Raw genomic sequence first — 22178 nt, forward strand, 5'->3', positions numbered from 1 at the left:
AAAAGCTAGGACGCCTTGATTTATTTGATGAAAGTTTATTAATCAGTCGCAACAAATAATTAAGGAATTAACATTACATAAAAAAATCCGTGTTTTTAATTTACTTTTGGGAATTTTAATCATTATGAAACCTGCTAAATAGTTTTTACGTATAGTAACTATGCGAAAGGAGGCTAGTAGTGAATAAAATAATTTTTACTATTTTAATAGTGATAACTAGTTTTTTATCCTTCTTCAGTGAAAATCTAGGCATGAGTGTAAATGCAGCTGAAAATGGTGAAGGTAAATTAGTCTATGTAATTCCGATTGAGAAAGAAGTAGAAAGAGGATTGGAAGCGTTTTTAAGCAGAACTACCAAAGAAGCAACAGTTGAAAACGCGGACCATATAATATTTGAAATTAATACTCCAGGTGGAAGAGTTGATGCTGCAGGAAACATTGCTGAAATCCTCCAAGATTTAGAAATTCCGACAACCTCATTTGTTACGAATCGAGCATTATCTGCTGGTTCTTATATTGCCTTGAATACGGACAATATTTACATGAAACCTCAGGCAACAATGGGGGCTAGTGGGGTAATCACTGCAGACGGGAATGCAGCAGATATGAAAGCTCAATCAGCATGGTTTGCTGCTATGAAAAGTGCTGCCGAATCCAAAGGTAGGGATCCACTTTATGCATTAGCTATGTCGGATCCTGATGTTGATTTACCTGAATATGGTGCACCAGAAGGTGAATTTTTAACTCTTGATCCCACTTCTGCAGTTGAAATAGGCTATGCGGTAGCTATTGTTAATCATCGTACTGAATTATTAAATCATTTGGAATTAAACCAGGCAACCATTGTAGAAATGGAAACTACAATTTCCGAGGAGATAGCAAGGTTCATTACTAACCCGGTAGTTGTTCCTATTCTATTATCACTTGCAAGTATCGGACTGATTGTTGAGCTATATTCACCCGGATTTGGTATTCCCGGTTCAATAGGGCTGGTGTCGTTAGTGTTATTCTTTTATGGTCATATTATTGCTGGACTAGCTGGTTATGAAGCGATAATTTTGTTAGTAATAGGAATTGCGTTGATTGTTACCGAGTTGTTTGTTCCAGGTGGAATCCTTGGAATAATCGGAATAGCAGCAGTGGTAGGCTCGCTTTTCCTATCAGGTAGTGATATGGGGCATATGGCCATGAGCATAGGAATTGCACTACTTCTTTCCATTATTGTTTCAGTAATTTTGTTTAGGAAAGTGGGTATGAAAAAAGGAATCTTCAGACACGTTATTTTGAGTGATTCTACTTCAACCGAAAAAGGCTATGTTTCATCTGTAAATCGTCTAGAATTGATTGGGTTAGAAGGAAAGTCAGTAACACCTCTTCGACCTTCCGGAACTGCTGTTTTTGATGATGAGCGCCTTGATGTAGTTTCTGAGGGAGCTTTTATTCAAGCCGATACAGATCTGAAAATTATTAAAACAGAAGGATCTAGGATTGTTGTTCGAGAAATAAATAAATAGATATGAAATAGGAGGAATTAATATGGAAATACAAGAACTTATGCCGATTATTTTAATTGGTATTATATTGATTGCAGTTGCAGTTCTTTTTACTTTTATTCCAGTAATGTTATGGGTAAGCGCATTAGCAGCAGGTGTACGTGTTAGCATTTTTACACTTATAGGGATGCGTCTAAGAAGGGTTGTACCCGCTCGAGTAATCAATCCGCTAATTAAAGCACATAAAGCAGGACTTGACATAGATACGAATCAACTAGAGAGTCACTACTTAGCAGGTGGTAACGTAGACCGTGTAGTTAATGCTTTAATTGCTGCACAACGTGCGAATATTGAATTAGGTTTTGAACGCGCTGCAGCTATCGACCTTGCTGGGCGAGATGTATTAGAAGCAGTACAGATGAGTGTAAACCCTAAGGTTATTGAAACACCTTTTATTGCTGGTATTTCGATGGATGGTATCGAAGTGAAGGCAAAAGCTAGGATTACTGTACGTGCTAATATCGACCGACTTGTTGGTGGTGCTGGTGAAGAAACAATTATTGCTCGTGTTGGTGAGGGTATTGTAAGTACAATAGGTAGTTCTACTAGTCACAGCAAAGTTTTAGAGAATCCGGACTCTATTTCTCATAATGTATTGTCAAAAGGATTAGATGCTGGTACAGCTTTTGAAATTCTATCAATTGATATTGCAGATATTGACATCGGTAAAAACATCGGTGCAATGTTACAAACAGACCAAGCAGAGGCAGATAAGCACATCGCACAAGCGAAAGCTGAAGAACGTCGTGCAATGGCTGTCGCTCAAGAACAAGAAATGGTTGCAAAAGTTCAAGAAATGCGTGCGAAGGTTGTTGAGGCTGAAGCTGATGTACCACTTGCTTTAGCAGAAGCATTACGTTCAGGAAACATGGGTGTGATGGATTACATGAATTACAAGAACATTAATGCTGACACTGATATGCGTGATTCAATTGGTAAAGCCACTAAAAATGAACACGAAGATGAAGAATAAAAACAAAATCGGACAACTCTCTTTATATAAATTGTAGAATGAATAATTTGGGTGTTAAAACTATCGTTGCTTTAGAAATTTATGTCTAGAGTAACGGTCAGTAGCACCATACTAAATAGAAAATCCTCGAAAGGAGGGTTCTATATGGAAGATTTATTTGGGATGCTTCTACCTCTTATCCTTATTGCTAGTTGGATACTAGGTATGTTTAAAAAGCAGGATGATAGTAAAAAGCCAGAAAATAATCGAAATCCAAGACCAACTCCCACGACAACGGGAAGTGCTACTACTGAAACGACGGATTTTGAAGAACCCGTTCAGACTGGGACACAGAGTTATTATGAAAATAAAAGGGCTCAATTAGAAAAATTTAAAAACGATAATCAAATTAATGCTAGTAACAATAAATCAAATCCTATACTACAAGAGCGGGAAATACACGATGCCATTAAGAGTGGAAAAATGCCAAAAGTATATAAAAAAACTACAGGATCTGGAAAAAAGAAAAAAATATCCCTTAATAATCACTTAACCAAAAGGGGTCTTGCAGAAAGTGTAATCATGGCCGAAGTATTAGGATCACCAAGATCATTAAAGCCATATCGAAGTGTAATGCAAAATAAGAGATATTAAAAAAAAACCTTTGCCACATTTAAAATGTGGCAAAGGTTTTTTTCATATGTAAACAGTTTTTTTTATATACATAAGTTATCTGTCAATAAAGTAAGGTTTATCAATGGTTAACGATAATTTTTTGGGTTCTTATCTGACTCATTTTTTCATACATATGTATGTGAGAGGGGGCATCTTCAATGAACAAATGGCAATTGCGCATCGGTAATTGGCTAGCAGAGCACCTTGAACTTCCATCTGATGTGATCCTCGAGCTACCGAGAATTACTACAATTGGACAATTGCATGCCTACATAGAAAATCACAAAGGTTTAGTTCTATTTTCTGATACTGAACTTCGTCTCAAAATGGATTACGGTTATTTAAGAATTTCTGGTGAGAATTTCGTATTAAAATTAATGTTACCGGAAGAGATATTATTAGAAGGTAAAATTGTTGAAATCAAATTTGTAGAAGACAAATCTGTTTAATATGAAAGGAGGCAACTATGAAACAAACACAGAATGTATTCTTTACTGGGTATGTAACAATTAACGTAGAAGGGTATCACCCTGAATTGTTTTTCGATTTATGTACCAGGAATGGAATTGTTATTTGGAATATAAAGAAAACAGGCGAGATGGTTTGTAGGGGCAACATAAAATTAAAGGATATTTCAAAAATTAGAGAAATTCGAAGAGGTACAGTGTATAAGATATCCTTTGTGCAGAAAAAAGGCCTCCCTTTTATATCTAAAAATTTTTTTGTTAAAAGAGGACTTGTAACGGGTATCATAGTTAGCATGTTATTTGTATTTCTTTTATCTAATATTGTATGGGATGTAAAAATTAATGGTGTACATCCCGAAATTGAAAAAAGAATAGAGGAACAATTACGCCAGTATGGAATCTATCCGGGAGCAGTTAAGTTTTCGGTTGGCTCTCCGGGTGTAATCCAACAAAACCTTCTGAGTGATATCCCAGAGTTGTTATGGGTAGGTGTAACTGAAAAAGGGACAACTTATTACTTAGAAGGTGTAGAAAAGACCGTTGTGGAAGAAAAGGAAAAAAACGGACCTAGAAACATAATTGCTGCCAAAGCGGGAGTGATCATTGATATGTTCGTTTCAAAGGGACAACCAATGGTTAAAGTAAATGATTTTGTGAAAAAGGGAGACCTTCTTGTTTCAGGAGAACTAGGAGAAAAATTGGTTAACGATGAAGAAGATGAAGAAAAACAGCATCAAGCAAAAGAGTTAATAACTGCAGAAGCTGAAATAATTGCAAGAACTTGGTACGAGTCTGAAGTGAATGTTCCGTTAGAAGTGAATTATAATGTTTTAACTGGAGAAAATAAAGAGAAACATTATTTAAGATTTTGGAATTTTTTACTTCCTATTTGGGGATTCAAAAACCCTGATTATGAAGAAGTTCAAATAGACGCAGAACAGAGTTCATTTAATTTCTTTAAGTCTAAATTCCCTATTTCTTATGTTAAACAAAACATCCAAGAAAAAAGAATAATTAGCCAAAAAAGAACTCATTCTGAAGCTATTGCAGATGGTATCGAGCAAGCGAAAAAAAATCTACAAAACAATCTGGGTGAAAACGCTGATATTACTTTTGAAAAAGTTTTGCACGAAAGTATGGAGCATGGTAAAGTAAAATTAATAATATATTTTAACGTTAATGAAAACATTGCAAAAAACCAACCAATATCTCAAGGAGATTGATTATGCCTGAAGATTTAAAAACAATTGACTTACAATTAGAAAATACTAATGAAGCATTAAGCTTATTCGGTACAGAAGATAGACATTTAAAACAAATTGAAGAACAATTAAAAGTTTCGATAGTTACTAGAGGTGAACAAGTGAGCGCTTCTGGAACTACTGAAGATATCCAACTTATTCAAGAGATCCTCTTAGCTCTATTAGGTATTATACGTAAAGGATTAACAATATCTGAAAGAGATGTTGTTTATGCTGTTGAACTGGCTAAGAAAGGGAAAATAAAACAGTTTGAAACCCTATTTGAGGATGAAATAACTAAAAATGCAAAAGGAAAATCAATTCGTGTAAAGACTCTTGGTCAGAGGAATTATGTTTCAGCTATAAAATCGGACGATTTGGTTTTTGGAATTGGACCAGCTGGAACTGGAAAAACTTATTTGGCTGTTGTTATGGCGGTAAATGCTTTAAAAAAAGGATCAGTAAAAAGAATAATTTTAACTAGGCCAGCTGTAGAAGCAGGGGAGAGTTTAGGTTTTTTACCTGGTGACCTTAAAGAGAAAGTTGATCCATATTTACGTCCATTATACGATGCTCTCCATGATGTTTTAGGTAACGAACATACCCTAAGATTAATTGAAAGAGGTACAATTGAAATTGCACCACTTGCTTATATGAGAGGCCGAACTTTAGATGATGCATTTGTTATTTTGGATGAAGCTCAAAATACAACTCCAGCCCAAATGAAAATGTTTTTAACCCGTCTGGGTTTTGGTTCTAAAATGGTTATAACTGGCGATATAACACAAGTAGATCTACCCAAAGGCATGAATTCAGGACTAAAGGTAGTTGAGACAAGACTGTCTGAGATTAAAGGAATTTCATTCATCTATTTAAAACAATCGGATGTTGTACGCCATCCGCTTGTTGGAAAGATTATTGAAGCTTATGAAAAGGAATAGCAGACAATATTAATTTAAGACCCAGTACGGGTCTTATTTCTCTATTCATTGCTCTTTAGAAAAAGGGGAGAGGCAAATGAAATCTACTTGGAACCAAGTTATACAGTACATTAAAGAAAAGAAGAAATTAATTAGGATTATACTTCCTGTTATGCTCTTAGGATTTGTGTTTTTTCTTGTGACTCTAACTAACGTATATACCCAGACATATGATATTGAACGCTTTAGTAATGCCAAGGAGACGATCCGTTCACCTATAACAATCGAAAACATTAAGGAAACGGAAAGGCAAACTAGAGAGGCAGTTCAATCCGTAGAAGATAGATATAATGTTTCTAATGAGATAACACAGGAACGGGTTGACTATATTGAAGAGTTGTTTGATGCTATAGAAAAGCAACTGGAAGAAAAACAAGTAATTGAAGAAGCGGATGAGGTTGAAGAAATAGAACCGCAACCTCTAACTAATCAGGAAATTGTTCAGCGTCTTCAACAAGTACTAAGCCCGGAAATAACTGAAGTAATCAGCCAGGAAGACTTATTAAAGTTGGTTGAGGCCACTACTTATGAGAGGTCATTAGCTAAGGAATTATTAACAACATCACTTTATGATGTGTTAAATGAAGGGGTAAGGACTGAAAACGTACAGTTTGCGATAAATAACGTTAATCAAAAGCTACGCTATTCTAGCTTGGATGAGGACATTAAAAATGCTTTATTCGCATTAACTAACTTTGCGGTTGTTTCAAACAGTTTTTATGCTGTTGATAAAACGATGGAAGCACAGAAACAAGCAATTAGTAATGTGGAACCAGTCATGGTTAGAGCAGGGGAAATCATTGTAAGAGAAGGCCAGACAATTACAAATGAAATTTTTGAAGAGTTAGCATTAGTGGGTTTGTTGAATAATGACCGAAATGTTTATCCTGTTATTGGTTTAGTTATCCTTATTTTATTACTATGTGGAATTATAATATATGAATTAAATACATATTCTAAAAAGTACACTCTGGATAATGGGAAAATTGCATCCATACTAATAATAAGTGTGCTGACTATCTCAATTATGAAGCTTGTAAGTTTATATACGACACCTGTAAACGGGTACTTTTTACTTGTACCGGCTGCGACAGGTGCTATGCTACTGAAAATACTTTTACAAGAGCGATTAGCTATAGTCTTATCTTTAATTTACGCTGTATTAGGAAGTGTCATTTTTAATTCTGAAATTCCAGGCGCTTTAAATACAGAAGCATGTCTTTATCTCTTATTCTCTCAACTTGCTGGAATACTATTCTTAATCAATCTAAAAGATCGTACAGCTATCCTAAAAGCCGGTATGGGCGTAACTGTTGTTAATATGCTAACTGTACTACTATTCTTATTACTATCCTTTGAGAAATATACCATTTCAGATGCATTATTACTAATTGGATTTAGTATTTTAGCAGCTTTTCTTTCCATCGTTTTGACAATTGGGACACTACCATTTTTTGAAACAGGACTCGGAATACTATCCGATACTAAATTACTAACATTATCTAATCCCAATCACCCATTACTAAGAAAGATATTAACCGAAGCACCTGGTACTTACCACCACAGTGTCATGGTAGCTAACTTAAGTGATTCATCGTGTGAGGCAATAGGTGCAAATGGTTTGCTTGCAAGGGTAGGTGCGTATTATCATGATCTTGGGAAGACAAACAGACCACATTATTTTATTGAGAATCAAATGGGAATACAAAACCCTCATGATTTGATAGAACCAAAGCAAAGTGCAGAAATTATTATTAATCATCCTTATGATGGGGCAGAACTACTAAGGAAACATCGCCTGCCTAAAGAGATCATTGATATAGCTGAACAACATCATGGATCTACATTACTAAAATATTTCTATTTCAAAGCAAAAGATAAATACAAAAATGTAAAAGAAGAAGATTTCCGCTACCCTGGACCAAAGCCCCGTTCTAAAGAAGCGGCTATCATTTGTATTTGTGATTCAGTTGAAGCAGCTGTAAGGTCATTAAATGAACCAACTAAGGGGAAGATAGAAGAGATTGTTACTTCAATCATCAACGATCGCCTTATGGATGGACAATTAAATGACAGCTCATTAACTTTTAGAGAACTAGAAACAATCCAAAAGACTATTTGTGAATCACTAAATGGAATATTCCACTCTAGGATTCAATATCCTAAAGAAAATGTAAAGGAGGCAAATTAATGCAAATCGATTTTCACGACGAAACGAATTCCGTAAGCCCTGAACATATCGATATGATTCATCGTTTAATTAATTTTGCAGGAAATCAGGAAAATGTTCCAGATCAAGCAGAAATTTCCATTAACTTTGTTGATAATAATGAAATTCAGATTATTAACCGTAACTATCGTCAAATAGATAAACCAACAGATGTAATATCGTTTGCCCTTTTAGAGCGAGAAGAAGGAGAAATCCAAATAATTGGAGAAGGTCTTCCGGTTGTTTTAGGTGATATAGTAATCTCTGTAGATAAAGCTAAAGAGCAGGCTGAGGAATATAATCATTCTTTTCAAAGAGAATTAGGATTTCTAGCGCTGCATGGGTTACTACATTTATTAGGTTATGATCACATGAAGGAAGAGGATGAAAAAAAAATGTTTAGCAAACAAGAGGAAATTTTAAATGCCTTCGGACTTCCAAGACAATAAAAAACGTCAAATCGGCATAAGTTTCGCCCTAAAGGGAATCAAAGAGGTTATTAGAACTGAAATAAATTTTAAAGTTCATCTCTTAATAGCGTTAGTAGTGATTATATTAGGTTTATTTTTCCAGTTAACTTCTATTGAGTGGATACTTATTTTATTGACTATTGGTTTTGTTTTAACTTTTGAAATGTTAAATACTGCAATTGAAAGAGTGTTGAACTATTTAGCACCTGAAATACACCCAGTAGTAGGTACGATTAAAGATATATCAGCAGGTGCAGTATTCGTTGCAGCACTTACGTCAATAATTAATGGGTTAATCATCTTTTTACCTAAAATTATCAGTTTGTTTCAGTAATAATGCATAATTCAGTTTATAAAGAGAAAAACTTTTGATATTTGAAAGAATATAAATTTATATAAAAAGTTAAACTAAAAATTCCTTAGGCCTATTGGTATAAGGAATTTTTTTAAAAATAAATATCAACATTGTCTAAGGTCTATGATTAATAATTTAAAACATACTTAATTTTCGCCATCTAACAGGAAAGTACTCATCAACTTTTTTAGAGAGGTTTTGTCGAAAATATGAAAGAGAACCGTTTTTATAGTAAAATGGTGTTAATCGTAATAGATAACTCGACAATACAATGGAGGAAATCAACATGGATCAAACATATAAATCAGGATTTATATCAATAATAGGTCGCCCAAATGTAGGGAAATCAACATTCATGAACAAAGTTATAGGGCAAAAGATTGCAATTATGAGTGATAAGCCTCAGACAACAAGAAACAAAATTCAAGGTGTTTTGACAGAAGATGATGCACAATTTATTTTTATAGATACACCAGGTATCCATAAACCTAAACATAAATTAGGTGATTTTATGGTTAAAATTGCCCAAAATACGCTCAATGAAGTAGACGTAATCATGTTTATGATAGACGCAGTTGAAGGCTACGGTAGAGGAGATCAATTCATTATTGATCGATTAGAAAACGTTCAAAATCCAGTGTATCTAATTATAAATAAAATTGATCAAGTCCATCCGGATGAATTGTTACCACTTATAGATAAATACAAGGACAAGTATAACTTTAAAGAAATAATTCCTATCTCAGCTTTAGATGGAAATAATGTCGATCATTTATTAAAGGTGTTAAAGAATGAAATGCCAGAAGGGCCACAATATTATCCAGAAGATCAGGTAACAGATCATCCTGAACGGTTCATTATAAGTGAATTAATAAGAGAAAAAGCGTTACAGCTTACAAGAGAGGAAATTCCACATTCTATTGCTGTAGTAATTGAAAATATAGAGCGTAGAGAGAAATCCGGAAAAGTTTTTATACAAGCAACTGTTATAACAGAGCGGAAATCGCAAAAAGGTATTATCATTGGAAAACAGGGGTCGATGTTAAAAGAAATTGGTCAATTGGCTAGAAAAGATATTGAAGCTTTGCTAGGTACTAAAATATATCTTGAATTATGGGTCAAAGTTCAAAAGGATTGGCGTAATCGTCAGCACCAGTTAAGTGAATATGGTTTTTCAAGTGAAGAGTACTAACATACATGGTAAATATTTTAACTCATGGTTTGATTAGTACTGGTAATTCTATAACTAGTATCAAAAGCTAAATTGAACTAGAAAGGTGGGGTTTCTTGTGATCGACTTTTCATGGCAAATATTCAGTCAGACAGGAAACATTGAAACCTATTTACTAATGAAAGAGCTTGAGACTATTTATGAGAGTGATTCTTCAAACAGGACTGATGAGGATACTACAGAATTAGATAGACATATGTGAAATAGTGGGGCAAAGGGAATGGGTGAAAACTTTGTTTGAAAAAGTAGAGGGCATTATTTTACGGACACAGGACTACGGGGAAACACATAAAATTGTTACATTACTAACAAAAGAAAAAGGTAAAATTGGGGCTATTGCTAGAGGGGCAAAAAAACCAAAAAGTAGAATGGCTGCGGTTGCGCAGCCATTTATACATGGAGAGTTTTTAGTCAGGATGGGCTCTAACCTAAGTACACTTCAACAGGGCGAAATAGTGTTTTCTTATAGACCAATAAGAGAAGATATTGTTAAAACAGCATATGCTTCTTATATAGCTGAATTAACCGATAAACTCATGGATCAAAAAATACCAGATCCATATTTATTCCAACAATTAACTCATACTTTACATGCAATAGCTGAGGATAAGGATCCTGAAATACTAACAATAATATATGAGCTGAAGATGTATAAGAAGGCTGGATTTGCTCCAGTGGTAAATCATTGCGTTCACTGTGGAGGCAAGAATGGAAGATTCTCATTCTCTGTTACAGATGGAGGGATTTTGTGTCAAAGGTGTGATCGACTTGACAGTAATTCTTTCCCGCTTTCCGACAATTTAGTTAAACTTTTAGATATGTTTTCAAGGGTTGATGTAGCTAGAATTGGTGATATATCAGTTAAAATCGAAAATAAGAAGCTATTACAACAGATAATGGAGCAGTACTATGATCAATACGGTGGTTATTTTTTAAAGTCAAAGAAGTTTCTGAAACAGTTAGATTCATTAAGTTAAAAGCTTGAAGTTGACAAATCATAGAAACTTAAGTATTATTTAAAACAAATTTGACAGGTTTGCGGTGACAGAGAATAGTAATTAATGTTTTCTTTATTAGAGAGTCCAGGAAGGTGAAATCTGGATACAGAAAACTTAACGAAGGCACTCTTGAGCAAAAAAAGAAAGTGGCTATTTATTCGCTAAATAGCAAGTAGGGTGGAACCGCGGAAATCCCGTCCCTATGTTTCCCGAGAGGATGCATAGGGACGGGATTTTTAGTGTTCAAAAAATGAAATAAGATTGACCAAATTTAATTAATATAACGGAGGTTCAAAATGAATATTCAAGAAATGATATTAACCTTGCAAAAGCATTGGTCCGACCAAAACTGTATATTGATGCAAGCGTATGATGTTGAAAAAGGTGCAGGTACAATGTCGCCAATGACCCTGTTAAGAAGTCTGGGACCCGAACCTTGGAATGTTGCATATGTAGAACCTTCTAGAAGACCAGCTGATGGTAGGTATGGGCAGAACCCTAACCGTCTTTACCAACACCACCAATTCCAAGTAATTATGAAACCTTCACCTGATAACATACAGGAACTATATTTAGAATCATTAGTAAAATTAGGAATTGATCCCTTAAAACATGATATTCGTTTTGTAGAAGATAATTGGGAAAATCCTACATTAGGTGCTGCTGGATTAGGCTGGGAGGTTTGGTTAGATGGTATGGAAATTACCCAATTTACATATTTTCAACAAATTGGCGGTTTAGAGGCTAAGCCTGTTGCAGTTGAATTGACATATGGGATTGAGCGTCTGGCATCTTATATTCAGGACAAAGAAAATGTGTTTGATCTAGAGTGGACAAAAGGTGTTACGGTAGGAGACATATTTTATCAACCAGAATATGAACATTCAAAATATACTTTTGAAGAATCCAATACCGATGTATTGTTTGAATTATTTTCTATATACGAAGAGGAAGCAAAACAAACGATGGAAAAAGGATTAGTATTTCCAGCTTACGATTATGTTTTGAAATGTTCACATACTTTCAACTTGTTAGATGCAAAGGGCGTTATTTCAGTAACAGAAAGAACGGGATATATTTCAAAAGTTCGAAATCTAGCCAGAGAAATAGCGAAACTGTATGTAGAAGAACGAGAGAGATTGGGATATCCACTATTGAAAGAGGAGGCGACGGAGAATGGCAGCAACAAGTGATGTATTGTTTGAAATTGGTCTAGAAGAAATGCCTGCTCGATTTCTTAATGATGCACAGCAACAATTAGAAACAAAGACAAAAAAATGGCTAGAAGAGTTAAGACTTCCGTATAAGGAAATAAGCACCTTTGTAACACCCAGAAGGTTAGCAGTGGTCATTAAGGATGTCGCTACAAAACAACCTGATATTGAAGAAGAAGCCAAGGGACCTGCTCGAAAAATTGCATTAGATACTGAAGGTAATTGGTCAAAGGCTGCCATTGGTTTCTCTAAAGGTCAAGGGAAAGTGGTAGATGACATTTATTTTAGAGAAATTAAGGGAATAGAGTATGCTTATGTGAATAAATATATTGTCGGTCTGAGCACATTTCAGTTACTCCAAAATTTTAAAGAAGTAATTTTGAGTTTGACTTTTCCAAAAAATATGCGTTGGGGTGATTTAAACTTAAGATACGCTAGACCTATCCGTTGGCTAGTTGGATTATATGGAACGGATATAATTCCATTTGAAATAGCAGGAGTTCACGCGGACAGAAAATCATTCGGACATCGGTTCTTGGGTAACTCAATCAAATTAGACAATCCATTAGAGTATCAAGAAAAATTGAAAAGTGAGTTTGTAATTGTTAGTCCTGAGGAGAGGAATAAACTTATCCTAGAAGGAATAGAGTACTTAGAAAATAAAAAAAATTGGGACATTTCCGTTGACAAAGAATTATTAAATGAAGTTAAGCACTTAGTAGAATACCCAACAGTATTCTTTGGATCATTTAGTGAGGAGTTTCTTACAGTGCCTGAAGAGGTACTTATCACTTCAATGAAAGAACACCAAAGATATTTTCCTGTTAAATCTAAAGATGGTAAGTTACTTCCTAAATTTGTTGCTGTTCGGAATGGAGACGATAATTTTATTGAAACTGTTGCAAGGGGAAATGAAAAAGTTCTTAAGGCTAGATTGTCAGATGCTCGCTTCTTCTTTGAAGAAGACCAAAAGCAATCGATTGAAAAAAATCTTGAAAAATTAGGTAGGATGGTATTTCAAGAAAAATTGGGTACAATAGCTGAAAAAGTAGATAGGGTTGTAAAATTAACAAGGAGCATTTGCAATTTATTAGATTTAGATGAAACTACAACTTACAACGCAGTCAGAGCGGCTGAGATAAGTAAGTTCGATTTGGTTACTAACATGGTAAATGAATTTACTGAGCTTCAGGGAATTATGGGTGAAAAGTATGCAACCATATTTGGGGAGAATAAACAGGTAGCAACAGCAATTAATGAACACTATATGCCTCGACATGCCAAGGATCAACTTCCATCGTCTATTGAAGGTTCAGTTGTTAGTATTGCAGATAAACTTGACACAATCATAGGTTGTTTGTCAGTTGGTATTATCCCAAGTGGATCTCAGGACCCATATGCACTTCGTAGACAAGCCTTAGGAATTCTACAAATTGTAAATGGTAACAAGTGGAGTATTAATCTTGAATCATTGTTTAGAACAACGCAGAAGTTGTATTCCGAATTAAATATTGCAACAAGAGACGAGCAGGAAATAAAACAAAGTATAGATGAATTCTTTAATTTGAGAGCTTCTTTTATACTAAAAGAAGATGGTATTGACCAAGACATAACTGAGGCTGTTTTAACAAGTGGGATTGGTAATTTTGCTTATACCGTAGAAAAAGCAAAAGTATTAGCAATTAAAAAACAAGATGAATCATTTAAACAGGTGCAAGAAAGCTTGGTTCGCGTATTAAATATTGCTACTAAAGGTTCTGACACTGGTGTTAATAAGGATCTGTTTGAGAATGAACAGGAAAGAATATTATACGAAACCTATCATGATGTAAAATCAAGGTATAGAGAAGCGATGAACAATCTAAATGCTCTGGAGTCAATTGACATCCTGGGTGAGTTATCTCAAGCAATATATGATTTCTTTGAACACACAATGGTCATGTCAGAAAACAAAGAATTAAAAAGTAATAGACTTTCCTTATTAAATCAAATTGCGCAGGATGTACTTGACTATAGTGACTTGACTAAAATACTGTGGAAGCAACAGTCTTAGCTTTATTTATTCTGATGGATTCTATGGGGAAATCTGTTTAAGGTTCTTTAATAAAGAGGTCATCTATGATGAATTTAATTAATAAATAATAAATTTAAAAATAGAATAGATTAGGGGGCTGTTAAGTGAGTAGAAGTAGCCCCCTAATATTATAATAAATGACATTTTTTTTCGAAGTGACTATTTTTATAGTGTGTAATTGTATTAATAATGTAATTTTACATTGTTTCTGAAAGAAAAATGAAGAAAAATCATTAGCAATTTTCATTTTTTTGTATTATAATTATTTTTTGTGTAAAAAATGATTTTAAGATAATTTCTAAAATTGCGAGGAAATTTTATTAGAGAAAAAGATTCTGAAAAATAAAACATCTAGAAAAAGGAAGGATTCTACTATTATTTGTAGAATAAGTGACTATGTCTAATACATAAAAAAACAAAAAGGAAAGTATGCACAGCCAGATTTTTATGTTTAGTCTTTTAAAATAATTAACACTAAAGTACATTTGAACAACTGTGAGGGTTTATAAACTGTCTTAAAGAGGTATTACTGTAAGAAGCAGAAAGCCTTTAAATGTAACATCTATTTTTTATTTTTTTAAAAAATGTCGAATCTTGAAGGGTTTTCTTTGTGAACTATAGAATAAAGTAGAACATGGTGATATCTATGCTCGGTCAAATCCCGGATGAAGTAATAGAAGAAGTTCGTAAATCGAACGATATTGTCGATGTAATTGGAGAATATGTTCAGTTAAAAAAACAGGGTAGGAACTTCTTTGGGTTGTGCCCTTTTCATGGTGAGAAGACACCATCATTTTCTGTGACACAAGATAAGCAGATATTTCATTGCTTTGGCTGTGGTAAGGGTGGGAATGTTGTAACTTTTGTCATGGAAATAGAGGGGTATAATTTTTTCCAAGCAATTCAACATCTAGCAGATAAAAGTGGGCAGACATTACCGGAAGAATTCCAACAAAGGGATGAAAACCAACACCTAAGTAAAGAAAATCAAGATGTATTAAAGGCGTATGAATGGTTAACAAAATTATATCACCATTTGTTACGACATACAAAAGAGGGCAAAGAAGGCTACAAGTATTTAAAGGATAGGGGTTTTACAGACGAAGTCATTGATACATTCCAACTAGGTTTTTCCCCAAACTCTAAGGATTTTATAGCTCAGTTTTTAGAAAAAAAAGGTTTTCATAAGCAGTCAATGATAAAAGCTGGGATACTAACGTCGAATGACCAACACAATAATAGTACAGATCGTTTTCGTGGAAGAGTAATTTTTCCCATTCGAAATCACTTAGGAAAAAGTATTGGATTTGGCGGAAGAACAATAACTAACCAGGAACCAAAATATTTAAATAGTCCTGAAACGGATTTATTCCAAAAGGGAAAGTTGCTTTATAATTTTGATCTCGCTAGAAGTCATATTCGTAAATCTAGTGAAGCAGTACTTTTTGAAGGATACTTGGATGTTATTTCCGCTCATAAAGCGGGAATATTTAATGGGATTGCTACCTTAGGAACCTCTATTACAGAAGCTCAAGCAAAGCTTTTAAGGAGATACGTTGATACAGTAGTGATTTGTTATGACTCGGATAAAGCCGGAATTCAAGCTTCTTATAAGGCATCAAAGTTACTGAGAAGTGTCGGGTGTAACGTAAAAATAGCATCAATGCCAGATGGCTTAGATCCAGATGATTTCATTCGCAAATTTGGCGATACTCGTTTTAAAAATGAGGTAATCTTAGCAAGTGATACTTACATGACATTTATGATGAAGTATATAAAAAAAGATTATAATCTAAATTTAGAAGGAGATCGCATACAATATGTTGAAAGTGTACTTGATGAAATTGCATTAATCGAACGTCCTGTTGAAAGAGAGCATTATTTAAAAGAATTAGCAAATGAATTTGAATTAACTGTCGAGACATTATCTCAGGAAATACACTCCCGCAGGGAAAAGATAGGGTTAAAGCAGGATAAGCCAAAACAAAGTAGCCATACTAATATGACAAAAGGACCTTATCGAACAAAAAAATTATTACCGGCATATCATAATGCGGAATTACAGCTAATAGCTTATATGTTGAAAGATGAAGCTATAGCAGAAAAGATTAAGCAAGAGCTTGGCGGTAATTTTACTATAGACCAACATAAGATTTTAGTAACTTATTTGTATGGATACTATGAAGAAGGTCATGAACCAAACATTAGTCATTTTATTGAAAAAATATCCGACTCTGATATTCAGAATTTAGTAATACAAATCGCTATGATGCCCTTTAATAAGGATATAAGTGATAAAGAGATAAATGACTACATCCGCATTATACAATCAGAGCAAAGTGATAAAACAAAAATAAAATCACTTAGAGTTGAACAAAAGATGGCAGAAAAACAAAACGACCCATTTAAGGCAGCACAGATAGGGATGCAAATCCTTGAGATTCAAAGACAAATTAAGAATTCAAATCCATGATATAGAACGTAAGTTTGGAAGGAGGGGGACTCATGGCAAATAATAAGCCATCACGTTCAAAAGAGAATGAAGGCGAGCTGACACTGGAGCAGGCAAAAGAACAATTACTTGAACTAGGTAAAAAGCGCGGTGTTCTGGCTTATGAAGAAGTTGCAGAACGTCTTTCTAATTTTGAGTTAGAATCAGATCAAATGGACGAATATTATGAGTACCTAGGTGAACAAGGAATAGAAATAATTGGTGAATCGGAAGAGGATCCTAGCATGCAACAATTATCAAAGGAAGAAGAATTTAACCTAAATGATTTAAGTGTTCCACTGGGAATTAAAATCAATGATCCTGTTCGGATGTATCTAAAAGAAATAGGCAGAGTCAATTTATTATCAGCTGCTGAGGAAATTGATCTAGCAAAAAGGATCGAAGAGGGCGAAGAAGAGGCTAAACGTCGTTTGGCTGAGGCGAACTTGAGACTAGTAGTAAGTATTGCTAAACGGTATGTTGGTCGTGGCATGTTATTTCTTGATCTGATTCAAGAAGGTAATATGGGACTAATTAAAGCTGTTGAGAAGTTTGATTATCGTAAAGGATACAAATTCAGTACGTATGCAACTTGGTGGATTCGGCAGGCTATTACAAGAGCAATAGCTGATCAGGCTAGAACAATCCGTATTCCGGTGCACATGGTTGAGACCATTAATAAATTAATAAGGGTCCAAAGACAATTACTTCAAGACCTTGGACGAGAACCAATCCCAGAAGAAATTGCTAAGGAAATGGAACTTACACCTGAAAAGGTAAGAGAAATTTTAAAAATCGCACAAGAACCAGTGTCATTAGAGACTCCAATTGGTGAAGAAGATGATTCACATCTTGGAGATTTCATCGAAGATCAGGAGGCAACTTCTCCTTCAGACCATGCTGCGTATGAGTTGTTAAAGGAACAACTTGAAGATGTATTGGATACACTTACAGATCGAGAAGAAAATGTCCTTCGTTTACGTTTTGGTCTTGATGATGGCCGCACTCGAACTTTGGAAGAAGTTGGTAAGGTGTTCGGAGTAACAAGAGAGCGTATCCGCCAAATTGAAGCAAAGGCTTTACGGAAATTGCGCCATCCAAGCCGTAGCAAACGCCTTAAAGATTTCCTTGAGTAAGAACAGAATTAATTTGGACTCTCAGCTCAGTCATTGTATATATGTGCAATGACTGTGCATTTTTATTTCTGATTTGGAGTGAAAGAAATGGTTGACGAAAGGAAGACCATTATCATAAAGGAAATAGAGTATTGGCAAAAACATAGTTTGTTACCTGATTCTTACTGTGACTTTTTGTTAGCATTGTACACGCAAGGAGAAACACAACGCAATCCACCTAAAAAAATAAAAGCTATAGACATGTTAATAATATTAATCAATCTTGTACTTCTACCATTAACATTTGTTATAATTTATTTTACTCAATTGAAATTGATATTGCAAATTCCCATTCTATTAATTTTGTTGGTTATTTCTTACTCAATTTTTCGATTTTATAGGCAGAATAGCCTTTTATCCTCACAAATATCACTGATTTTATTGCTATTAACTGTTTTTGTAGTATCTGTTTATTTGGCAAATTTTTTCAATTATTATCTAACCTACATGCTGATTTCATTAAATTGTCTATTATGGATAGGTTTAGGTTGGATTAAGCGACTACTTTACTTAACAATATCTGGTATTATTGGTATATTTTTGTTTATAATTTTTGTTTTTATTTAATTATATTATCTTATCCCTTTTAACTATAACAAATTTAAAGTAAAATAAAGTTAGTTTTTTATAAACTAAGAAATAAAAAGGGGATTACATAAGGAGGAAGTATAAACATGAAAAGAAACCCAGTTATTCCTTATGCCATTATAGCTGTCTTGGGAATTTTGACTATGATTGTCCTGTCAATAGTGGGATTGAATCAACAACAACAGATTGAACAAGCTGCTGAAAACGGTGGAGAGCAAACAGAAGAAGGACAAGTTATGGAACCAGAAGAAATAGCACAAAGTTGTATTGGATGTCATGGTGGAGACTTAGCCGGTGGTTCAGCTCCTGGTCTTCAAAACGTAGGAAGTAAATACACCCAAGAAGAAATCCACGATATTATCATTAATGGCATTGAAGGAACTGCGATGCCAGGTGGACTAGTAACTGGAGAAGAAGCTGAGGCTTTGGCTGCTTGGTTAGCAGAGAAAAAATAGTTAATGGATTAGAAGCTTTCTGGTTAAAATCAGAAAGCTTCTATTTTTTCAGTTTACTTTAGGAGGAAGATATAAATGAATCAAAGATTATTGTCTAATCGATTAAAATCAGTAGCATCATTTTTACCAAAAAATGCTGTATTTGCTGATATCGGTTCAGATCATGCCTATTTACCTTGTTTTGTGTGTTTAAATGATATTCAAGCGATAGCAATTGCTGGTGAAATAAATGAAGGACCATACCAAAGTGCAAAACGTACTGTAGAAGAACTAGGTCTTACAGAAAGAGTACAGGTTAGAAAAGGTAATGGATTAGAAGTCGTTGAACAAGGTGAAGTTGGACAAGTAATCGTTGCAGGTATGGGTGGTAGTTTAATTTCAACTATTTTAGAACAGGGAAAAGAAAAATTAAAAGGAACAAATAGAATTATCACACAACCCAATGTGGATGCTTTGGCTATTCGTAAATGGTTTTTTAACAATGATTTTAAACTTGTTGATGAACTGATACTTGAAGAAGACGGCCATATTTATGAAATTTTAGTTGCAGATAAAGGAAAAGAGATGGTTCATTATACTAATGTGAATAAACAGGATGAGTTTTTATTTGGTCCATTTCTCTTGAGAGAGAAGGCTGTTCCATTTAAACAGAAATGGTTATCTGAAAAAGTTAAGAGGGAACAAGCTCTAAATCAAATGAAAAAGGCTAATGTCCCTGATAAAGCGAAAATAGAATTGTTTGAAAATGAGATTAAATCTATACAGGAGGTCCTTGTCAATGACTAAAACCACAAAGGTGCAGGATATTGTAAATATTTTTGAATCATGGGTTCCAAAAAAACTTGCGTATGACTGGGACAATGTTGGAATTCAAGTGGGTTCTCTTCAACAATCTGTTAAAAAGGTAATGGTAACTCTAGATGTCTTAGAAAACGTTGTTGATGAGGCAATAGAACAAAAAGTAGATTTAATTATTGCACATCATCCACTTCTGTTCAAATCGTTAAAACAAATCAATTTGGATCAAACCTCTGGTAGAATAATCGAAAAACTAATTAAGAATGATATAACGGTCTATGCTGCTCATACCAATTTAGATATAGTTAGTGGGGGAGTAAATGATATTTTAACTGATAAATTATCGATTTCAAATACAGAGGTTTTAGTTGAGGATGAATTGGAAAAACTCTATAAACTAATTGTCTACGTTCCAAAGGAAAGTTCTGAACAATTAAAGGATGCATTAGGAAATGCTGGTGCTGGTCATATAGGCTTATATAGCCATTGTATGTTTACAACGGATGGAGAAGGCTCATTTAAACCATTAGAGGGGTCAAAGCCATTCTTGGGTAGCCAAGGAGTAGTGGAAAGAGTAGATGAAGTAAAAGTGGAAACTATTATTGCTCATTCCAAGTTGTCCGAGGTTTTGAGTGCAATGCAAGACAATCATCCCTATGAGGAAGTAGCTTATGACCTAATTCCATTGGCTAACAAGGGGAAACCGATTGGTGCTGGTAGGATAGGCTCTTTGATTTCTGAGATAACGTTGAGAGAATTTTGTGAGAATATAAAAAGTGTTTTAGAAATCCCATCCCTTCGTGTAACAGGTGATCTTAATCAAAAGGTGAAAAGAATAGCAGTACTTGGTGGGAGTGGAAAGGCATTTATCGAACACGCTAAACGAAAGGGTGCCGATGTCTATATAACAGGTGATATGACATTCCATGAAGCTCAGGACGCTTGGCAAATGGGGTTGAATGTGGTTGATCCGGGTCACTACATAGAAAAAGTGATGAAGCAGGCAGTCAAGTCTTTTTTGGATAGTAAGTGTGAAAATGCTGGAATAGAAGTTGTAATTTCAAGGGAAATTACCGATCCCTTTCAATTTTTATAGGCACAAATATAAAACCCTGATTGGATAGCTTATCCACCAGGGTTTTTACGTTATCTCTTAGCTTTTACTTTAGGCAATATTTTACTTTGTTCAACCTTAAACTCATTATTCCATGTTACTTGATTTTCAAGATCATATTGTTCAATAAATTTTATTACTTCTTTTGTTATTGGGGTAGGTGTTGAAGCGCCAGCTGTAATTGCAACTTTAGTTACACCTTTTAACCAATCTAAATTTATTTCTGAAACATCTGCGATTCGATATGCTTGTGTACCAGCATGCTCTAAAGAAACTTGAGCCAATCGGTTTGAGTTATTGCTTTTTGGATCTCCGACAACTAATGTTAAATCGGCCTCTTTTGCTTGTTCTGCAACTGCTTCTTGTCGAACCTGTGTTGCCATACAAATTTCTTGTATTAATTCTGTTTGAGGGTATTTTTCTTTTACCTTTAGCATTACATCATAAACATCCCACTGACTCATGGTTGTTTGATTAGTAACAATTATTTTATCGTGATGGTCCAAATTCAAACTTTCAACATCTTCCTCTGATTCAATAAGGTGAACATGTCCTGGAGCTACACCTACTGCTCCCTCTGGCTCTGGGTGTCCTTTTTTACCAATATATACGACTTCATAATTTTCTTTTACTTTTTCACGAATCAAATCATGGGTACGTGTAACATCTGGGCACGTTGCATCTAAGACAGTTAAGCCTTTATTTTCTGCTTCATCCTTCACTTCTGGTGATACACCATGAGCAGTAAAAATAACAGTACCCTCATTTATATCTTTAAGTAATTCAGCTCTGTTCTTCCCGTCAAGTGTAATAACACCTTCACTTTCAAAAGCTTTTGTTACATGTGAATTATGAACAATCATTCCTAATATATAAATCGGTCGAGGTAGATTAGGATCCTTAACTGCATTCTGTGCAATAACCATTGCATCTACCACCCCATAACAATAACCGCGTGGAGCTATTTTTATAACTTCCATTTCAACTCCCCCTCTATCAAAAATATCTTTAATGAACTAATTAATTTTTTAAGCATCAGTTTTATTATAAAGGTAAAACTAACGGATGACAAAGATATTATCGGATTTCCCGAAAAATAGTCCAATCTTATTAATTTGAAAACTTATATGCTAGTCCG

General features: G+C 34.5%; 20 protein-coding genes. 19 read left to right on the forward strand and 1 reads right to left on the reverse strand.

The window, feature by feature from the left end; translation table 11 throughout:
• The first annotated feature begins 188 nt into the window (after positions 1-188).
• From GH741_RS10335 to GH741_RS10425, 19 genes are all read left to right on the forward strand, one after another.
• Positions 189-1514, forward strand: coding sequence for an NfeD family protein (locus tag GH741_RS10335; RefSeq protein ID WP_420809396.1), 1326 nt, complete (start codon positions 189-191; stop codon positions 1512-1514).
• A gap of 22 nt (positions 1515-1536) precedes the next feature.
• Positions 1537-2526, forward strand: a complete 990-nt coding sequence (gene floA, locus GH741_RS10340; protein ID WP_153736713.1) for a flotillin-like protein FloA — start codon at positions 1537-1539, stop codon at positions 2524-2526.
• Positions 2527-2670: 144 nt separating this feature from the next.
• Positions 2671-3159, forward strand: a complete 489-nt coding sequence (locus GH741_RS10345) for a hypothetical protein (RefSeq protein ID WP_153736714.1) — start codon at positions 2671-2673, stop codon at positions 3157-3159.
• A 179-nt stretch (positions 3160-3338) separates the two neighbouring features.
• Positions 3339-3629, forward strand: coding sequence for a sporulation protein YqfC (gene yqfC, locus GH741_RS10350; RefSeq protein ID WP_153736715.1), 291 nt, complete (start codon positions 3339-3341; stop codon positions 3627-3629).
• Between the two features lie 17 nt (positions 3630-3646).
• On the forward strand, positions 3647-4870 hold the full coding sequence (gene yqfD, locus GH741_RS10355; RefSeq protein ID WP_153736716.1) for a sporulation protein YqfD: 1224 nt from the start codon (positions 3647-3649) through the stop codon (positions 4868-4870).
• Between the two features lie 2 nt (positions 4871-4872).
• The gene (locus GH741_RS10360; RefSeq protein WP_153736717.1) at positions 4873-5829 is read left to right on the forward strand and encodes a PhoH family protein; all 957 of its coding nucleotides are present in this window, start codon (positions 4873-4875) and stop codon (positions 5827-5829) included.
• Between the two features lie 76 nt (positions 5830-5905).
• Complete coding sequence (locus GH741_RS10365; RefSeq protein WP_153736718.1) at positions 5906-8059, forward strand: HD family phosphohydrolase; 2154 nt, start codon at positions 5906-5908, stop codon at positions 8057-8059.
• Positions 8059-8526, forward strand: coding sequence for an rRNA maturation RNase YbeY (ybeY, locus tag GH741_RS10370; RefSeq protein WP_153736719.1), 468 nt, complete (start codon positions 8059-8061; stop codon positions 8524-8526). The genes GH741_RS10365 and ybeY overlap by 1 nt, the downstream gene beginning before the upstream one ends.
• On the forward strand, positions 8501-8881 hold the full coding sequence (locus GH741_RS10375) for a diacylglycerol kinase family protein (RefSeq protein ID WP_153736720.1): 381 nt from the start codon (positions 8501-8503) through the stop codon (positions 8879-8881). Before ybeY ends, GH741_RS10375 begins: the two co-directional genes overlap by 26 nt.
• A 307-nt stretch (positions 8882-9188) precedes the next feature.
• Positions 9189-10094: a GTPase Era gene (gene era / locus GH741_RS10380; RefSeq protein WP_153736721.1), complete on the forward strand. Its 906-nt coding sequence runs from the start codon at positions 9189-9191 to the stop codon at positions 10092-10094.
• 97 nt (positions 10095-10191) lie between these two features.
• Positions 10192-10335, forward strand: a complete 144-nt coding sequence (locus GH741_RS10385; RefSeq protein WP_338079350.1) for a YqzL family protein — start codon at positions 10192-10194, stop codon at positions 10333-10335.
• A gap of 22 nt (positions 10336-10357) precedes the next feature.
• Positions 10358-11110: a DNA repair protein RecO gene (gene recO, locus GH741_RS10390; protein WP_338079351.1), complete on the forward strand. Its 753-nt coding sequence runs from the start codon at positions 10358-10360 to the stop codon at positions 11108-11110.
• A gap of 317 nt (positions 11111-11427) precedes the next feature.
• On the forward strand, positions 11428-12324 hold the full coding sequence (glyQ, locus tag GH741_RS10395) for a glycine--tRNA ligase subunit alpha (protein WP_153736722.1): 897 nt from the start codon (positions 11428-11430) through the stop codon (positions 12322-12324).
• Positions 12308-14398, forward strand: a complete 2091-nt coding sequence (gene glyS, locus GH741_RS10400) for a glycine--tRNA ligase subunit beta (RefSeq protein ID WP_153736723.1) — start codon at positions 12308-12310, stop codon at positions 14396-14398. The genes glyQ and glyS overlap by 17 nt, the downstream gene beginning before the upstream one ends.
• A 667-nt stretch (positions 14399-15065) precedes the next feature.
• Positions 15066-16892, forward strand: a complete 1827-nt coding sequence (gene dnaG / locus GH741_RS10405) for a DNA primase (protein ID WP_153736845.1) — start codon at positions 15066-15068, stop codon at positions 16890-16892.
• Positions 16893-16924: 32 nt separating this feature from the next.
• Positions 16925-18046 carry an RNA polymerase sigma factor RpoD gene (rpoD, locus tag GH741_RS10410; RefSeq protein WP_153736724.1) on the forward strand — a complete coding sequence of 374 codons (1122 nt, stop codon included), beginning with the start codon at positions 16925-16927 and terminating at the stop codon, positions 18044-18046.
• A gap of 713 nt (positions 18047-18759) precedes the next feature.
• On the forward strand, positions 18760-19128 hold the full coding sequence (gene cccA / locus GH741_RS10415) for a cytochrome c550 (protein ID WP_153736725.1): 369 nt from the start codon (positions 18760-18762) through the stop codon (positions 19126-19128).
• Between the two features lie 75 nt (positions 19129-19203).
• Positions 19204-19914, forward strand: coding sequence for a tRNA (adenine(22)-N(1))-methyltransferase (locus GH741_RS10420; protein ID WP_153736726.1), 711 nt, complete (start codon positions 19204-19206; stop codon positions 19912-19914).
• A complete protein-coding gene (locus GH741_RS10425) occupies positions 19907-21022 on the forward strand; it encodes a Nif3-like dinuclear metal center hexameric protein (RefSeq protein ID WP_153736727.1) in 1116 nt (371 codons plus the stop codon). Before GH741_RS10420 ends, GH741_RS10425 begins: the two co-directional genes overlap by 8 nt.
• A 50-nt stretch (positions 21023-21072) precedes the next feature.
• Here GH741_RS10425 and GH741_RS10430 read toward each other — a convergent pair whose 3' ends face one another.
• Positions 21073-22020, reverse strand: a complete 948-nt coding sequence (locus tag GH741_RS10430; RefSeq protein WP_153736728.1) for a 4-hydroxy-3-methylbut-2-enyl diphosphate reductase — start codon at positions 22018-22020, stop codon at positions 21073-21075.
• Positions 22021-22178 lie beyond the last annotated feature (158 nt).

The organism is Aquibacillus halophilus, from assembly GCF_009649745.1.
Taxonomy (GTDB): domain Bacteria; phylum Bacillota; class Bacilli; order Bacillales; family Amphibacillaceae; genus Aquibacillus; species Aquibacillus halophilus.

Excerpts from the sequence above, each read along its gene's own strand:
- glyQ (WP_153736722.1), top strand. The coding sequence starts at position 11,428 with ATGAATATTCAAGAAATGATATTAACCTTGCAAAAGCATTGGTCCGAC.
- yqfC (WP_153736715.1), top strand. The coding sequence starts at position 3,339 with ATGAACAAATGGCAATTGCGCATCGGTAATTGGCTAGCAGAGCACCTT.
- yqfD (WP_153736716.1), top strand. The coding sequence starts at position 3,647 with ATGAAACAAACACAGAATGTATTCTTTACTGGGTATGTAACAATTAAC.
- floA (WP_153736713.1), top strand. The coding sequence starts at position 1,537 with ATGGAAATACAAGAACTTATGCCGATTATTTTAATTGGTATTATATTG.
- glyS (WP_153736723.1), top strand. The coding sequence starts at position 12,308 with ATGGCAGCAACAAGTGATGTATTGTTTGAAATTGGTCTAGAAGAAATG.
- GH741_RS10425 (WP_153736727.1), top strand. The coding sequence starts at position 19,907 with ATGACTAAAACCACAAAGGTGCAGGATATTGTAAATATTTTTGAATCA.
- GH741_RS10360 (WP_153736717.1), top strand. The coding sequence starts at position 4,873 with ATGCCTGAAGATTTAAAAACAATTGACTTACAATTAGAAAATACTAAT.
- ybeY (WP_153736719.1), top strand. The coding sequence starts at position 8,059 with ATGCAAATCGATTTTCACGACGAAACGAATTCCGTAAGCCCTGAACAT.
- rpoD (WP_153736724.1), top strand. The coding sequence starts at position 16,925 with ATGGCAAATAATAAGCCATCACGTTCAAAAGAGAATGAAGGCGAGCTG.
- GH741_RS10420 (WP_153736726.1), top strand. The coding sequence starts at position 19,204 with ATGAATCAAAGATTATTGTCTAATCGATTAAAATCAGTAGCATCATTT.
- GH741_RS10375 (WP_153736720.1), top strand. The coding sequence starts at position 8,501 with ATGCCTTCGGACTTCCAAGACAATAAAAAACGTCAAATCGGCATAAGT.
- GH741_RS10345 (WP_153736714.1), top strand. The coding sequence starts at position 2,671 with ATGGAAGATTTATTTGGGATGCTTCTACCTCTTATCCTTATTGCTAGT.
- GH741_RS10365 (WP_153736718.1), top strand. The coding sequence starts at position 5,906 with ATGAAATCTACTTGGAACCAAGTTATACAGTACATTAAAGAAAAGAAG.
- cccA (WP_153736725.1), top strand. The coding sequence starts at position 18,760 with ATGAAAAGAAACCCAGTTATTCCTTATGCCATTATAGCTGTCTTGGGA.
- era (WP_153736721.1), top strand. The coding sequence starts at position 9,189 with ATGGATCAAACATATAAATCAGGATTTATATCAATAATAGGTCGCCCA.
- GH741_RS10430 (WP_153736728.1), bottom strand. The coding sequence starts at position 22,020 with ATGGAAGTTATAAAAATAGCTCCACGCGGTTATTGTTATGGGGTGGTA.
- dnaG (WP_153736845.1), top strand. The coding sequence starts at position 15,066 with ATGCTCGGTCAAATCCCGGATGAAGTAATAGAAGAAGTTCGTAAATCG.